Source organism: Microbacterium sp. STN6, assembly GCF_026410545.1.
GTDB lineage: Bacteria > Actinomycetota > Actinomycetes > Actinomycetales > Microbacteriaceae > Root112D2.
The window spans coordinates 284,367-300,401 of the sequence record NZ_JAPMIT010000001.1; the positions used below are offsets into that span (position 1 = coordinate 284,367).

Consider the following 16,035-nt stretch of genomic DNA (forward strand, 5'->3'; position numbering starts at 1 on the left):
GACCCGATGATCAAGAACGCCATGCACACGGGCGAGCGCGGATTCCATCTCGGCGTCGTCGGCGCCACCGGCCAGGTGGGCGCGGTGATGCGGCAGCTTCTCGACGAGCGGGAGTTCCCGATCGCGAGCATCCGCTTCTTCGCCTCCGCGCGCTCCGCGGGCACGACCATCGCCTTCCGCGGCGAGGAGATCACGGTTGAGGATGCGGCCACGGCCGACCCGTCGGGCCTCGACATCGCGCTGTTCTCGGCCGGCGCAACGGGCAGCCGGGCCAACGCGCCCCGGTTCGCCGAGGCCGGTGCCGTTGTCATCGACAATTCGAGCGCCTGGCGCATGGACCCGAACGTGCCGCTCGTCGTCAGCGAGGTGAACCCGCACGCCATCGATGAGGCCATGGCTGATGGCGGCTCCGGCATCATCGCCAACCCCAACTGCACCACGATGGCGGCCATGCCGGTGCTGAAGGTGCTCGACGCCGAGGCGGGCCTTGAGCGCCTCATCGTCTCGACCTACCAGGCTGTGTCTGGCTCCGGTCTCGCCGGCGCCCAGGAACTCGCGACCCAGGTGCGCACCGCGGCCGAAGACGCCAATCTGCTGCAGCTTGTGCACGATGGCTCGGCGGTGGCCATGCCCGAGCCCGTGAAGTACGTGCGACCGATCGCGTTCGACGTCGTGCCCTTCGCCGGCAACCTCGTCGACGACGGCATGAACGAGACCGACGAAGAGAAGAAGCTGCGCAACGAAAGCCGCAAGATCCTCGAGCTGCCCGACCTTCTCGTGAGCGGCACGTGTGTTCGCGTGCCCGTCTTCACCGGCCATTCGCTGTCGATCAACGCCGAGTTCGCGCGCGCGCTCAGCCCCCAGCGTGCCGAGGAACTGCTGTCGGATGCCGCTGGCGTGACCCTCACAGACGTGCCCACTCCGCTCGAAGCCGCCGGCAAAGACCCCAGCTTCGTCGGCCGCATCCGCGCCGACGAGGGCGTGCCCGGCGGGCGCGGGATCGCGCTCTTCATCTCGAACGACAACCTGCGCAAGGGTGCGGCGCTGAACGCGGTGCAGATCGCCGAACTCGTCGCCTCCCGACTGGGCGCGCCCGCGGCATCCGTCGCCTGAGCCTTCGGGAATCGCCCGCTCAAAGGCACCCCGCACCGCGCGGTTCCGGGGCGCGGATACACTCGTATGGTGAGTAGATCCCCCCTCGACGTCGTTCTGATCGGCGGTGGGATCATGAGCGCCACGCTCGGCGCCATGATCCAGCGCGTGCAGCCGGACTGGTCCATCCGCATCTACGAGAGCCTCGGCGACGTCGCCCAGGAGAGTTCCAACCCGTGGAACAACGCCGGCACCGGCCACTCCGCCCTGTGCGAGCTGAACTACATGCCGGAGGGCCCCGACGGCTCCGTCGACCCGTCGAAGGCCGTCAGCATCAACGAGCAGTTCCAGCTGAGCCGCCAGTTCTGGGCGAGCCTCGTGAAGGCGGGCGACCTGCCCGACCCGAAGAACTTCATCAACGCCACGCCGCACATGACGTTCGTGCGTGGGCGCGACAACGTCGACTACCTCCGCCGCCGGTACGAGGCGCTGAAGGACCAGCCGCTCTTCGCCGGCATCGAGTTCAGTGACGACCCGGCGGTCATCGCCGAGTGGGCGCCGCTGCTCATGAAGAAGCGCTCGCCAAAGCAGCGCGTTGCGGCCACCCGCACCGTCGCCGGCACCGACGTCGACTTCGGCGCACTCACCCGCGGACTCTTCGACGACGTGGTGGGCAAGGGCGGGCAGCTCATGGTGAACCACAGGGTGCGCAGCATCCGCCGTATGAAAGACGGATTGTGGCGGGTGCGCGTTCGACACCTCGTCGGCAGCACGCCCCACGAGGTCACCGCGCGTTTCGTCTTCGTCGGCGCGGGCGGCGGCGCGCTGCACCTGCTGCAGAAGTCGGGCATTCCCGAGATCGACGGATTCGGCGGCTTCCCGATCAGCGGCGAGTTCCTGCGCACCACGAACCCGGCCATCGTCGCGCAGCACAAGGCCAAGGTGTACGGAAAGGCCGCGGTTGGCGCGCCGCCCATGTCGGTGCCGCACCTCGACGCGCGCATGGTCGACGGCGAAGCGTCGCTGCTGTTCGGGCCGTACGCCGGGTTCAGCCCGAAGTTCCTGAAGCACGGGTCGTGGTTCGATCTGTTCGCGTCCATTCGGCCGGGCAACATCGTGCCTATGCTCGCCGTGGCGCGCGACAATTTTGACCTCATGAAGTACCTGGTGGGCGAGCTGATCGCGTCGCGCTCCGACAAGGTGAAGGCGCTGCGGGCGTTCATGCCGACCGCGAAGAGCGAGGACTGGGAGCTGATCACGGCGGGCCAGCGCGTGCAGGTCATGAAGAAGGATGCCTCGCGCGGCGGAGTGCTGCAGTTCGGTACCGAGGTGGTCACCGGTGGCGACGGCAGCATTGCCGGCCTGCTCGGTGCGTCGCCCGGCGCCTCGACGGCGGTGCCGATCATGCTGAAGCTGCTGCAGCAGTGCTTCCCGGAGAAGTACCCGGCGTGGGAACCGCAGCTGAAGCAGCTGATCCCGACGCTGGGCACAACGCTGAACGACACGCCCGCGCGGGCGAAGGAGACGATGGCGGCGACCGCCGAGGTGCTTCAGCTTCCGGCGTGACTCATCAAAGGGTTGTGTGACGCCTCTGCGAGGAATGCCCCAGTTCATGGGGCATTCGCCCATCGAGGCGCTCATGTTGCTTTCGGTTCCGCGACAGCGCCCTAGACTGCCCTTCGGGCGCGGATTCACATATCAGTCGTCGGGTGAAGACCATCGCAAGCCGTCGGCTGCACTTCCCTTAGCAACGGCTCGCGGCGTCACGGGGGAATACACCAATGCCACACGCAACATCACCGAAGACATCGTCCGGCTGGCGCCGTAAGCGCCCGGCCATCTTCCTGTCTGCTGGTCTTGTCGCCGCGATGCTGGCCATCGGCGCCCCGCTCGCCGCGAACGCTGCTCCATCGTCTGCCACGATCACGCTCAATGTGTCGAAGGTCACCGCGTGGGGGCAGTTCTCGGTCGTATCGGGAGGCGGATTCGGCCCCGGTGATGCCCTGTCGTTCACACTCGATGGCATCGACGTGACGAACCAGCTGGTGAACCCCACAGCCGATGGCTCCGGTGACATCACCTCGTCGTTCGGTACGCTGCACTTCCCTAACGGCGGCTCGATCGGCTCGCACACGCTCGTCGTAACCGACACGTCAGATACGACTCTAACGGCTTCATCGACGATCGAGGTGGTTGCCGACCTGACGCCGACCCCTGCTACCGCCACGCGCACGCTCGCTCAGATGGCGAGTTCCGGTGTCGCGGTCAGCTTCAGCGGATTCACCGCGGGCGCCATGGTGAACGTCGGCATGTTCAACAGCGCGCTTGATGGCGGCCTGTGCGACTCGGTGGCGGCGGACAGCAATGGTGTCGTTGCGGTGACGTGCGTCTGGGACGCCGCGTTCGCCGCGCTGCATGGCGGCGCTGTGAAGGCCGGCGAGTACACCATCGGAGCGAACACCGTAGACACCAGCATGTTTTCGTCGAGCGTGATCGTCACTGTCGGCGACCCTGCCACGCCTGCGGCTCCGGCCGTTCCCGTCAAGTCGACGGCCAGTTTCACGGGCTGATCGACGACCCGAACACCCTTACCGTCGGCCGTGAGCGAACTGCTCCGGCCGGCGGTTCTGCTGTATTTCCTTCTCCGTTCCGAAAGTCGCATTCGTGAAGTCCCGAGTCCAGAGAATCGCCTTGACTATCGCCGGCATGGCCGCCGCCACCCTTGTCATGACCGGATGCTCCGCAGCGGGTCCGAAGCACACGGCGCCACCGGGCGCATCCGCTTCGTCAGCGGCGCCTTCAGCGCCTGCCGCGGCCTCGCCGACGCCCGCGCCGCCCGCAGCCGGAATCTCTGCTACGGCGAACGCCGGGAGCGTGGCCGTGTACGGGGCGCCTGGCGGTGGCATCGCCACGACGCTGGCCAACCCGCTGCCCAACGGCACGCCATTGACGTTCCTCGTCGAGGAGACGAAGGATGGCTGGGTCAAGGTCGACCTCGCCCAACGCCCGAACGGGAGCACCGGGTGGGTCAGGGCCGACGCCGTGACGCTGCGCTCGCTCGCCTACAGCCTGGAGGCATCGACGGAGAGCAACCAACTCTCGCTCTACAAGAATGGCGATCTCGTCAAGACGTACTCCGTGGCGACCGGCACCGGTGGAACGCCCACCCCGCACGGTCACTTCTACCTCACCGAGCTGCTGGCGCCGACCAACGCCGGGTACGGCCCGTACGCGTTCGGTCTCTCCGCGTTCTCCGACGTGCTTTCGAGCTTCGGGGGCGGCCCCGGGCAGATCGGGCTGCACGGCACCGACGACGCGGCGAGCATCGGCAAAGCGGCCAGCCACGGCTGCATCCGGCTCGCCAACCCGGATATCACCGAGCTCGCACAACTGCTCCCGCTCGGCACCCCGATCACGATCGAGTAACCGTGCTGCACGCTTCACGTTCCTGCGGGATGACGTGGAGCCTCCCCCGCGCCCCCAATAGGCGGCACAGCGGCCGCGAGTGCGCGCTGTGGTCATGCGACGGACAGTAGACTTATGCTGCAGGTACCCGTCTTGCCAGAGTGCCCGGTCGGCGTTGGTGTGGTCGATGGCCCTCGCATCACCAGTGTCGTGTGACCACTCTTGAAGGGATACCTGTGTCGTCTGACCAGATCACCAGCGCCGCGTCTACCCGTTTCCGCAGAAAGCGCTCGGTCACGTTCGTCGCAGCCAGTATCGTCGCCGCCGTGGTCTCATTGGGCGGGCCGCTCACGGCCGAGGCGGCATCATCGCCGACAGGCGGTGTCAATGCGACGGCGACGCCCTCCGGCACGCTGGAGGCGACCGGTAGCGGGTTCGTTCCCTACGAAGGCGTGTCCCTGACATACGACACGGAGCCAGCGGTCACCGGGTTTTCTGCCGATAAGAGTGGCTGGATCGATATCGCGGTCAACGTTCCAGACGACGAGACAGTCGGGCCGCATACGATCACATTCACCGGGGTTACCTCGGACACGCCTGTTGTGTTGCACTTCGATGTGGTAGCCATGCCGACCATCACGCTGAGCACGACCAACCTGACGGCGTCTGAGGTCGCAAGCACCGGCGTCACCGCGACGGTCAGCGGCTTCACTCCTGGCCAGAGTGTAGCGTTCCTCATCGGAAACGGTGGCGTAGACAGCTACGACGGAGACGTCGTTGCCAAGGCTGACGGAACGGCCGCCTACACCTACGCCGTCAAGGCCGGGGGGCCGCTCTCAACGGGCCAGATTGGCACGTACTCCGTGCGAGCAACCTCCGGCGATATGAGCATGCTGTCCCAAAGCGCCTCGTTCACAGTGGTCGCAGACCCGACCGCTGCCGCTCCGGCAGTTCCGGCAGTTCCGGCAGCGCCGGCAGCGCCGGCAACACCCGTTGCTGGGAACGCGAGCTTCACCGGTTAGCCCGAGCGCCCGCCCAGAAGAGCTCGACATGAAGGCCGTCAGCCTTTTCGCTGCCTGGCATGGTCGCAGTCCAACCGCCATGTGGCGTGCCGGTTGCTGGACAAGTGCGGCATAGCGCTGTTAGTGTCGACCTCGCTATGAAGAGATAACTCCTTTCGTCCCGCGTCCGAGGCATGTGCCCGGTGTGCACGCCCCTGGCGGCCACCACGGCGCGGTCGACGCGAAAGGCTCTTCGCACCGGTGCGATTCGCGCATGCTGCGTTTATGATGCCCTGATTGTGTCGGCCGTTCACGCCCGGCGGGAACCAGCGCTCCCCCTGCAGGGAGCATCCGTGCCGAAAGGCGGTTCTCCATGGCTGTAAACCAACACGAGCAATACGAACGACACGAGCAGCACCAGCACGACAAACCACGCGCGAGCGAGCGCGAACGGATTGTGCGGGCTGCGGCATCCGCTCACCTGAACGTGAGCGATCTCTCGCGCAGCTACGGCGACCGGCGGGTGCTCGCCGGCGTCTCGCTCGACGTGGCGCCGGGCAGCAGACTCGGGCTGATCGGGGAGAGCGGCGTCGGCAAGTCCACGTTGCTGCGGCTGCTGGCCGGGTTCGAGAAGGCCGACGCCGGCGGCATCGCGCGCCCCGAACGAACCGGCTTCCTACGGCAGGAAGTGCCGTTCGCGCCCACCGTAACCCTGCGCGAGCTTCTCGAAGACGCCCTCGGTGAGGTGCGCGGAATCGAGGCAGAGCTGACGGATGCCGCATCCGCTCTCGCCGTTCCGTTGACCGATGACGACGGTGATTCTGTAAAGTCGGCCAATCGCTACGCCGCGGCACTGGAGGCGGCGGAGCGCGCGGATGTGTGGGGTGCCGACGCGAGGCGGGATGCGATTCTCGACGGTCTCGAGCTTGGCGAGGTCTCGCTCGATCGCTCGCTCGGGGAAGTTTCGGGCGGGCAACGCAGCAGGCTGGCGCTCGCTGCGTTGCTGCTGCGCCGTCCTGACGCGCTGCTGCTCGACGAACCCACCAACCACCTCGACGACGAGGCGGCGGCGTTCCTCGAGAAGCAGCTCGTCGCCTGGGTGGGGCCGATCGTGTTCGCTAGCCATGACCGTGCGTTTCTCGACGCGGTGGCGACGGGGCTGCTCGATCTCGACCCGACTGCCGAGGGCGAACGCGCGACCGACGGCGCGCGCGGCCGCGGGATCCGCTTCGGTGGAAACTACACCGGCTACCTGGCGGCCAAGGCACAGGCGCGCAAGCGCTGGGAACGACAGTTCGACGCCGAGCAGGCCGAGCTGAAGGAACTCAAATACGCCGCAGACGTCACCTCGCGGTCTATCAACCACGCCCGCGCGATGACCGACCGCAACAAGATGTCGTACGGCAACATGGGCACCCGCGTGCAGAAGCAGGTTGGCCGGCGGGTGACGAACGCGCAGGGCCGGCTCGAGGAGTTGAAGCGAACCCAGGTGCGCAAGCCGCCGGCGCAGCTGACTTTCGCGGGCATCCCGCGCGGGTTCGGCACACCGGGCGGTCTCGGCACGCCGCCCGTGGGGGAGCGCTCTGCCCAGACCGACGCCGGCGGCGAGCTGCTTCTCCAGGCCACGGATGCGCGCGTCGCCGGCCGCCTCACCGTCGCACGGTTCACCGTGGGGCCGGCAACGCGCATCCTCATCACCGGGCACAACGGAGCGGGCAAGTCGACCCTGCTCGCGGCACTCGCGGGCACGCTCGCGCTCGATGGCGGCTCCATTCACCGGCGGCGAGGCCTGCGCGTGGGCCTGCTCGAGCAGGACGTGCGCTTCGCCGACCCGGATGCCTCGTGCCGCGCCCTCTACGAGAAGACGCTCGGCGAGCATCGGGCCGCCTCGCTGCCGCTGACGGGTCTCGGCCTCATCGCGCCGCGAGACGTCGACCGGCCGGTCGCGTCGCTCTCGATCGGGCAGCAGCGCAGGCTGGCACTCGCGCTGATCATCGCGAAGCCGCCGCACGTGTTCCTGCTCGATGAGCCGACGAACCACCTGTCACTGGCGCTCGCTGGCGAGCTCGAGGAGGCGCTGGGGTCATACCCGGGCGCGGTCGTCTTGGCGAGCCACGACCGTTGGCTGCGCGCCCACTGGACGGGCGAGCGCGCCGACATGCGGGCCGGCACCCTCTCGGTGGTCGAGTAGCGCGCCGCCGGCTACTCGACCATCGCAGCGCAGCAACCGGTAGCGTTGAGACCGTGATGCAGCGATGATCGGCGCGATTGCGGACGACTTCACGGGGGCCACCGACGTCGCCGTCGCGTTCCGCCGCGCCGGCATGCGCGTGTCGATCGTGTTCGGCCCGCCCGTCGGCCTCGACTCCATCGATGAGGTCGCTCCCGACCCTGCTCTCGACCCTGCTCCCGACCCTGCTCCCGACGTCATCGTCGTCGCCCTGAAGTCCCGCACGATCGCCACCGCCGACGCGGTCGCCCAGTCGCTCGCCGCCGCCCGCTGGCTGCAGAGTCAGGGCTGCGACCGCTTCTACTTCAAGTACTGCTCCACGTTCGACTCGTCGCCCGCCGGCAACATCGGCCCCGTCGCAGACGCGCTCGCCGACCACCTCGGCGCCGGCATCGTCGTCGCCACCCCGGCCTCGCCGGTACACGGCCGCACGGTCTATCAGGGCACCCTGTTCGTGGGCGAGCAACTGCTGAGCGAATCGCCGATGCGCCGGCATCCGCTGACGCCCATGACCGACTCGAACCTCGTGCGCGTGCTCTCCGCCCAGACGCCGCGGCAGGTCGGCCTGGTGCCGCATGCCGTCATCGCCGCTGGCAGCGCCGCCATCGCAGACTCCCTCGAGCGGATGCATCGCGCCGGCACTCGCTACGCGGTCGCCGACGCGATCGACGATGCGGATCTGGCTGAGCTCGGCCGTGCCGTCTCGTCGCACGTGCTCGTCACGGGCGCGGCCGGTCTCGCCGCCGGAGTCGCGGCGGCGCTGGCGGCTGAGCGCGACGCGGGTGCCGCAGCGGCGGCGCCCATCCGCTCGGCTGCCGACGGCCCCACGACCGCCGATCGCTACCGCACGCCGGCCGTTCTCGCGGGCAGCTGCTCGGCGCGAACGCTGGAGCAGGTCGCTCTCTTTCGCCGCAGCAACCCGTCGTTCCGGCTCGACGCCGTCGCGACTCCCGACGCGGCCGCGCTGGCAGACGCCGCGCTCGCGTGGTTCGATTCTCTCGAGCGCGGGCCGGCGCCCCTCATCTACTCGTCGGTCGAGCCGCAGGCATTGCGTGCCGCGCAGGAGGCGCTGGGCGCGGCGTTGCTGGCCGACGTGATCGAGACGGCCATGGCGCGGATCGCGACGGGGCTTGTCGAGCGGGGCGTGGAGAGGCTCGTTGTAGCCGGCGGTGAGACGTCCGGTTCGGTGACGAGCGCGCTTGGTGTGCGCGCGGGAGTCGTCGGAGACGAGGAGGCGCCCGGCGTGCCGTGGATCTTCGCCGAGCAGCCCAGGCGCCTGGCCCTGCTCCTGAAGTCCGGCAATTTCGGTGACCCCGAGCTGCTGCTTCGGGCGTCGGCTCGGCACGGCGGGCATGGCGGCCAGGGCAGTGGCGACGATCGGGAAGGATGACGGTACCGGCATGAACGGTGATCCAGCAGAGGAGGAGGCCGCTCGGGATGCGATCGTCGCGGCAGCGCGCTCGGCGTTCTCGCGCTCGCTGACACACGGCAGCACGGGCAACATCAGTGTGCGGGTGGGCGAGCGCATCATCGTCACCCCCACAGGAAGCAGCCTCGGCACGCTCGAGCGCGACGACCTGTCGGTGATCGATGCTAGCGGCGCACACGTCGACGGCCCGAAGCCCTCGAAGGAGGCGTTCCTGCACGCGGCCCTGTTGCGGGCGCGCCCGAGTGACAATGCCGTCGTGCACACGCATTCGACGCATGCGGCTGCCGTCTCCTGCCTCGACGGTCTCGACCCCGACAACGCGCTGCCGCCGCTGACCGCGTACTACGCCATGCGCATCGGCTCCCTGCCCCTGCTGCCGTACCACGCGCCGGGCGATTCCTCGCTGGGCGCGCTGGCCGAGCGTGTCGCGACCGACCACCATGCCATGCTCCTCGCCAATCATGGCCCCATCGTCTCGGCTCCGACGCTCGCCGCCGCCATGGATGCGATCGAGGAACTGGAGGAGACCGCGCGGCTCTTCTTCCTGCTCGCGGGCCACGCGACTCGCCCGCTCAGCCCGGAGCAGGTTTCGGCGCTGCGCTCCCGCTGACTTAGACCCCGCTTGCGCTGCGCTCCCGCTGACTTAGACCCCGCTTGCGCTGCGCTCGAACATATGTTCGAATGTACTGCATGAGGTGGAGCGGCCAGGAACTCGGCGATGAGCAGCAGAACGCCCTGCCCGGCCTCGCCCGCCTCAACAACCTGGTGCGCAGCGTGTGCACTCCGGAGTTCGCCGGCATCACGTTCCACGAGGTGCTGGCCAGATCGGCACTGAACAAGGTCCCCGGCACCTCCACGGCCCTGCCGTTCGGTTGGACCATCAACCCGTACCGGGGCTGCTCCCATGCGTGCTCCTACTGCCTGGATCCAGAAACACTGATCCTCATGGGTGACGGTCGCCAAAAGCCCCTTCGTGCTCTCCACGTGGGAGATGAAATCTACGGAACCGAGCGCCGAGGCAATTACCGCCGATACGTCAAGACGCTCGTGCTTGCCAAGTGGGGTACGCACAAGCGTGCGATTCGAACGACGCTCGCTGACGGCACTGAGTTGACGAGCAGCGCCGATCATCGCTTTCTCACCGAGCGCGGGTGGAAATTCGTGAAGGGAGCGATGGCGGGAGCAGGGCAACGCCCGTATCTGACAGTGAACAACAAGCTGATGGGATTCGGGCACGGTGGACCACCTCGTGACCGTGAAGCGGTATTCACGAGCGCGACGTATCGGCTCGGATACCTCACGGGCATGATCAGGGGAGATGGCATGCTCTTCACGAAGAAGTACCCGCAGAGAGCTGGCGGCGGAAGCCACATCACCGCTTTTCGCCTCGCGCTCGCCGACGCGGAGGCGCTTGACCGAACGAGGCGTTACCTCGAACTCGAGGGAGTTGCGACCGTCACACGCCCCTTTGCCGTGGCGGCTGGACGCCGGCCCATGCACGCGATTCACACGAGCAGGGGAGCTGATTTCCGGCGAATCACCTCACTCATCGAATGGCCCTCCGCACCAACCGAAGAGTGGCACGCGGGATATCTGGCAGGCATCTTCGACGCCGAGGGGAGCTGCTCGCAGGGAGTCCTCCGGATATCCAACAGGTCCCCGGACATCCTGGCCCAGATATGTTCATCGCTGAACTATTTGGGCATCAGGCATGTGCTGGAGGCTCCTCGGGAGAACGGAGTCACCGCAATTCGAGTTCGTGGCGGTCTTGCGATACGGTCTCGCTTCTTCGAACTCACACGGCCTTGGATCAGTCGCAAACTCTCCATAGAAGGCCGAGCGGTGAAGTCCGACGCCGCCCTTCAGATCATCTCCATCGTCGACCTCGACACGAGCATGCACATGATCGACATCACCACGGGAACGGGTGACTTCATCGCGAATGGCACGATTAGCCACAACTGCTTCGCCAGAGCCACTCACAAATACCTCGATCTCGACGCCGGCAAAGACTTCGACAACGAGATCATCGTCAAGGTGAACGTCGCTGAGGTTCTCGCGAAAGAGCTCGCGAAGCCCACCTGGCAGCGGCAGCCTGTCGCCCTTGGCACGAACACTGACCCGTACCAGCGCGCTGAGGGCCGGTACTCCCTCATGCCGGGCATCATCGATGCCCTCGCTGCGAGCGGCACGCCGTTCAGCATCCTGACCAAGGGCACTCTTCTGCGGCGTGACCTCGACAAAATAGCGGATGCCGCGGCGAACGTGCCCGTCGACCTGGCCATGTCGATCGCCATCTACGACGACGAGCTGCAGCATGCCGTTGAGCCGGGCACGCCGTCGACCAGCGCGCGTCTCGCCACCGTCAGCGCCATCAGGGAACGAGGGCTCGACTGCACGGTGTTTCTCATGCCGATCCTGCCGTACCTCACCGATACGCGAGAGCATCTCGACGACGCGCTGGCACGAGCGAAGGCGGCGGGCGCGACATCGGTTCTCTACAGTGCGCTGCACCTGCGGCCGGGCGCACGCGAGTGGTACCTGCAGTGGCTGCAGCGCGCGCATCCGGAGCTGATGGGGAGGTATGCGCGCATGTACGGGAACGGGGCGTATGCGCCCAAGGAGTATCGGGAGTGGCTGGCGGCGCGCATCCGGCCGCTCATCGCGAAGCACGGCCTGCGGCGAGGCCGCGAGGATCCGCTGACGGGCGGAGTGCGCTCGACGGCGCTCGCGCGGCCCCGCTTCGCGGCTCCTTCTCGGCCTGAGGCGCCGACGGCAGCCGCGCGGGCGGCGTCGGACGCGCTCGGCGCTCCCACGCTCTTCTGATTCGTGCCGACCCGCACACCGGTGCCATCCGAATTGGGGTACGTCGTCGGGGTACAAGGCGGCGGGTGAAAGTGGAATAATCCTCAGCGGGGGCGCTCCGCTCGACGGAGCGTGCACCGCCGCACCGCCAGGGGGGAGAGCAGCGATGTCGCTCGGTCTTCCATCGCACCTCGCCCGCAGCGCGAACAGATCCGCGGTCGCCGCCGCGGTGCAGGCCGCCGGAGTCGTCTGCCTCGCCGTCGCCCTCTCGATCGTGCTCATCGAGACGGCAGCCGGAGCGGCCGCTGGGGGTGGCATCGCTCTGTGGCCTGCCATCGTCTCGCTCGTGCCGATGGGTGTGCTTCTGATCGCCGTGCGTCGCCGCCGTCGCATTCTGGGCATCGTCAGCTACCTCATCGTCGGAACGTTCGCGACGGCCGTGACCGTGTACACGCTTCTGGTCTGGGCGCCCGCGTTCAACGACACCGACCTGCTCGTCGTCGCCCTGCCCGTGATCGCCATGATCGCGGTGGGCGGCGCCGCGCACGACGCGCTCACCGGCGTGCTCTGGAGCACCCTCGGCTACGCCCTCGGGGAGTGCGCCGTCGCGGTCGCTGCGGCCGCCGCGGGCAACGCGTTCCAGCCCGAGCTGATTTCTCTCGTCGCCTACCTTCTGCTCGTGGCGGTCATGATCTTCGACGCCATGGTCGGCGTCTCCCGGCAGGGCCCGCAGGCGGCGATTCACCGTGCCATCCGCCAGGATCAGGTCGCCGCCGCCCGGCACGAACTCGCCGTCGAGTTCGCCGCAGACCTGCACGACACCGTGCTGAGCGAGCTGCTCACACTCGCCACGAGCGTGCCGGGCGAGCTGGCCCCTCGCCTTCGCCGCCGCATCGAACAGGATCTCGAGGAGCTGGGCCGTGACCCCTCGACCGGCCGCATCATGAGCGACGCAGCGGATGTGCCAGGCTCCGCCTGGCAGTCCAGCGAACTGCGTGCGGTAGTTGACATCTCGCGCGACGACGGCCTCGACATCACCGTCTCCGGCGAACGTGAGGAGGTCGCGCGCCTTCGCCCTGATGCGGAGCGTGCCGTCGCGCAGGCGGTGCGGCAGTGCCTCGTCAACGTGCTGCGGCACGCCGGGACCCTCGAGGCCGAGGTTGCGATCGTCGGTGACGACGGCACGGTTTCGGTCAGCGTGATCGACGCGGGCCGCGGGTTCGTGCAGGCCGAGACGCGTTCCGATCGGATGGGGCTGCGCACCTCGGTGCGCGAACGGGTGGAGCGCATCGGCGGCTCCGTCGACATCTGGTCAAGCCGCGATGTCGGAACAACGGTGATTCTCACGGTTCCTGTCGCCGGCTCCGTCGAGACGGCCGAGACACGAGGGCCGAGCGAGCCCGAGCCCGAAGCCGAGACCGCCTCATGACGGCGCGCGAGCAGACACCGCAGCAGCTCGACCCGCTCGGCACGCTCTCGGTGAGTCGCGCCACACCCGTCTTCTGTGTGGCGGCGTTCGGCTATGCGCTCTACGGCACAATCGTGCATGCCTCCCAGACCACGACGACCCCGGCGGCGATTGCAGCGCTGATCGTGCTCGCCGCGGCATCCGTGGTTCTCATTGTGTTGTCGCGCCCGACGACCGCGCCGTTCAGCCGCGCCGGCTGCGGGGCCGTGACGGCACTCGCCCTCATCGCCGCGGCGTTGCAGTCGGCGTCAACGTGGGGCGAGAACCAGGCGGTGCAGGATGACTGGGGGCAGGTCGCGATCGGCCTGCTGATCGCCGGAATGGCGTTGTCGCGCCCAGTGGCCGACCTGCTGGTCGCGGGTTTCGCGGGGTCGCTCACCGTCGGGGCGTTCGCCGTCGCGCAGTCAGCACACCTCGCCCTCGACGCCCCGGCCGGTGTCTTCGCCATGGTGGCGGCGGCACCGGTGCTCGCCTTCACGGTTGCTGCGGCGGCATACTCCACCGCAATGGTGCAGCGCATCCGGCGCTGGCAGCACAGCGCCAGGGCGTCCATTGCCCGCCTCGAACCGGAGGTGCACGAGGTGACGGCCCGAATCGTGCACCAGGAGCAGGTGACGCTCCTGAATACCAACGCCGTGCCGCTCTTCACCCGGCTCCTCGAGCAGGGCGAGATCACGGAGTCAGACGTGGTCCAGGCCCGCGAGATCGCGGCAGCGCTGCGCGGTCGCGCCGTGATCGCCCTCGAACACACGTGGCTCGACGCGGCCGTCGCCCGTGCACGCACCGGACACGCGGTGCTGCCAGACAGTCAGGGCTTCGACGGAGCGGATGCGGCAATCCTCGCAAAGGGCGTCGACGATCCCGGCCGCCTCGCCGAGCACGTACCACCCGAGATACGGCCCGTTCTCGCAGCGTTCATTGCCGCCGTGGCCGAATGCCCCGGCTACGACCGGTTCTCGCTGCGGGTGACGCTGCGCGGCGTCGTCGGAGGGCTCAAGGCCAACGTCGATGCCAACGTCGACGCCGAGCGTCGCGCCACGATCGCCGCGCTGACTCCCTACCTCGGGGTGCTGCGCGTGCTCACCCGCGACGCGCGACTGCGTTCAGATCACGGTCGCCTCGCGCTAAAGTTCACGTATGAGCGACCCTGATCTGACGCAGGCCGAGCGAGTGCGTCTCGCCCTGCTCGACGATCACGAACTCCTGCTCGACAGTCTGGGCGCGTGGATCACCGAGCACGCCCCTGAGTTCGACCTCGTGCTCCGCGCCGGCACCTGGCTGCAACTCGTACACAGTCCCGCCTTCCCAACCGACCTGGTCATCATGGACATGCAGCTCGTCGAGCACGTCTCCATCGAGGCGCGCGTGCGCACGTGCCGCGCGGCCGGCGCCAAGGTGATCGTGCTGAGCGCGCTGGACACGCATCTGGATCGCGAGCGCGCGCTCGACGCTGGCGCATCCGCTTATGTGGCGAAGTCGCAGCCGATGAGCGAGCTCATCGCGGTGGTGCGGCAGGTGGCGGGCGTGGCGGGCGGCCAGGCGCCGACGCGCGAGTGGCGGCCTCTGCCCGAGGGAGCGATCTCGTTGCAGCGCCCCACGCTGAGCGACGGCGAGCGCGAGGCGCTGCGGCTGTATGCAGACGGCTGGACCACCAGCGAGGTCGCCGCCATGATGGAGGTCAAGTACGAGACCGCCAAGACGTACCTGCGACGGGTGCGCGAGAAGTACGGCAAGGCGGGGCGCCCCACGAGCAGTCGCGCCGACCTGACGCGGCGCGCGGCGGAGGACGGCTACCTGGTCTGACGGGTCGAGGCCCTACAATCGACCCGTGGCAAAACTGTATTTCCGCTATGGGGCGATGAACAGCGGCAAGAGCACGGCGATGCTCCAGGCGGCGTACAACTACGAGGAACGCGGGCACCGGGTGCTGCTGGCTAAGCCGGCCGTCGACACCAAGGGCGACATGGGCATTCTGTCGCGCCTCGGCGTGCGCCGTGCCGCCGACTTCCTGCTGACTCCCGAGACGGATGCCTACACCACGTTCCAGCGTCACCGCGAGCGAACGGTCAAGCGCTTCGATCGCGACGTGAGCGCGCTGCTGGTCGACGAGGCGCAGTTTCTCACCGAGGCGCAGGTCGACGACCTGCTGCGGATCGCGATACTCGAAGATATTCCCGTTCTGGCATACGGCATTCGCACCGACTTTCAGACGGTCGCGTTCCCGGGCAGCAGGCGGCTGCTCGAGACGGCGCACAGCCTCGAAGAGCTGAAGACGATCTGCCGCTGCGGGCGCAAGGCCGTGTTCAACGCGCGCAAGGTCAACGGCGAGTTCGTCTTCGACGGCAACCAGGTGGCGATCGACTCGTCGTTCGAGGAGCGCGAGGGCGGCGCGGTCGAGATCAGCTACGAGTCGCTGTGCGGCGCCTGCTATCTGCAGGAGAGCCACGGCGTTCTCAACAACGGCAGGCGGCGCTGGCCGGTCGACGACGCGCCGGTGTTCACGTACACGCAGGAGCCCGACGCCGACTTCACCTGACGCGCCCGGCGGGTTGAGGAGCTCGCGCAGCGAGCACCCAGCGGGTTGAGGAGCTCGCGCAGCGAGCAC

Annotated in this window: 13 protein-coding genes; all 13 read left to right on the forward strand. The window is 68.1% G+C overall.

Features of this window, described 5'->3' with window-relative positions; all coding sequences use genetic code 11:
- The first annotated feature begins 6 nt into the window (after positions 1–6).
- The 13 genes from OSC27_RS01270 (at position 7) to OSC27_RS01330 (ending at position 15,966) form a co-directional block, all read left to right on the forward strand.
- Complete coding sequence (locus tag OSC27_RS01270) at positions 7–1,113, forward strand: aspartate-semialdehyde dehydrogenase (protein ID WP_267179602.1); 1,107 nt, start codon at positions 7–9, stop codon at positions 1,111–1,113.
- Positions 1,114–1,179: 66 nt separating this feature from the next.
- A complete protein-coding gene (locus OSC27_RS01275) occupies positions 1,180–2,658 on the forward strand; it encodes a malate:quinone oxidoreductase (RefSeq protein ID WP_267179603.1) in 1,479 nt (492 codons plus the stop codon).
- Positions 2,659–2,873: 215 nt separating this feature from the next.
- Complete coding sequence (locus OSC27_RS01280) at positions 2,874–3,662, forward strand: hypothetical protein (RefSeq protein WP_267179604.1); 789 nt, start codon at positions 2,874–2,876, stop codon at positions 3,660–3,662.
- Between the two features lie 136 nt (positions 3,663–3,798).
- On the forward strand, positions 3,799–4,518 hold the full coding sequence (locus OSC27_RS01285) for a L,D-transpeptidase family protein (protein ID WP_267179605.1): 720 nt from the start codon (positions 3,799–3,801) through the stop codon (positions 4,516–4,518).
- Positions 4,519–4,709: 191 nt separating this feature from the next.
- The gene (locus tag OSC27_RS01290) at positions 4,710–5,519 is read left to right on the forward strand and encodes a hypothetical protein (protein ID WP_267179606.1); all 810 of its coding nucleotides are present in this window, start codon (positions 4,710–4,712) and stop codon (positions 5,517–5,519) included.
- Between the two features lie 352 nt (positions 5,520–5,871).
- Positions 5,872–7,689: an ABC-F family ATP-binding cassette domain-containing protein gene (locus OSC27_RS01295; RefSeq protein WP_267179607.1), complete on the forward strand. Its 1,818-nt coding sequence runs from the start codon at positions 5,872–5,874 to the stop codon at positions 7,687–7,689.
- Between the two features lie 64 nt (positions 7,690–7,753).
- The gene (gene otnK, locus OSC27_RS01300; RefSeq protein WP_267179608.1) at positions 7,754–9,118 is read left to right on the forward strand and encodes a 3-oxo-tetronate kinase; all 1,365 of its coding nucleotides are present in this window, start codon (positions 7,754–7,756) and stop codon (positions 9,116–9,118) included.
- A 10-nt stretch (positions 9,119–9,128) separates the two neighbouring features.
- Entirely contained in the window at positions 9,129–9,767 is a 639-nt protein-coding gene (otnC, locus tag OSC27_RS01305) for a 3-oxo-tetronate 4-phosphate decarboxylase (RefSeq protein ID WP_267179609.1), read from the forward strand.
- An 80-nt stretch (positions 9,768–9,847) separates the two neighbouring features.
- Positions 9,848–11,983 (forward strand): intein-containing Rv2578c family radical SAM protein, encoded by a 2,136-nt coding sequence (locus OSC27_RS01310; protein ID WP_267179610.1) that lies wholly within the window; start codon positions 9,848–9,850, stop codon positions 11,981–11,983.
- Positions 11,984–12,128: 145 nt separating this feature from the next.
- Positions 12,129–13,391, forward strand: coding sequence for a sensor histidine kinase (locus OSC27_RS01315; RefSeq protein ID WP_267179611.1), 1,263 nt, complete (start codon positions 12,129–12,131; stop codon positions 13,389–13,391).
- Positions 13,388–14,581 carry a hypothetical protein gene (locus OSC27_RS01320; protein WP_267179612.1) on the forward strand — a complete coding sequence of 398 codons (1,194 nt, stop codon included), beginning with the start codon at positions 13,388–13,390 and terminating at the stop codon, positions 14,579–14,581. Before OSC27_RS01315 ends, OSC27_RS01320 begins: the two co-directional genes overlap by 4 nt.
- Complete coding sequence (locus OSC27_RS01325) at positions 14,568–15,233, forward strand: DNA-binding response regulator (RefSeq protein WP_267179613.1); 666 nt, start codon at positions 14,568–14,570, stop codon at positions 15,231–15,233. The genes OSC27_RS01320 and OSC27_RS01325 overlap by 14 nt, the downstream gene beginning before the upstream one ends.
- Positions 15,234–15,258: 25 nt before the next feature.
- On the forward strand, positions 15,259–15,966 hold the full coding sequence (locus tag OSC27_RS01330) for a thymidine kinase (RefSeq protein WP_267179614.1): 708 nt from the start codon (positions 15,259–15,261) through the stop codon (positions 15,964–15,966).
- Positions 15,967–16,035: the final 69 nt, after the last annotated feature.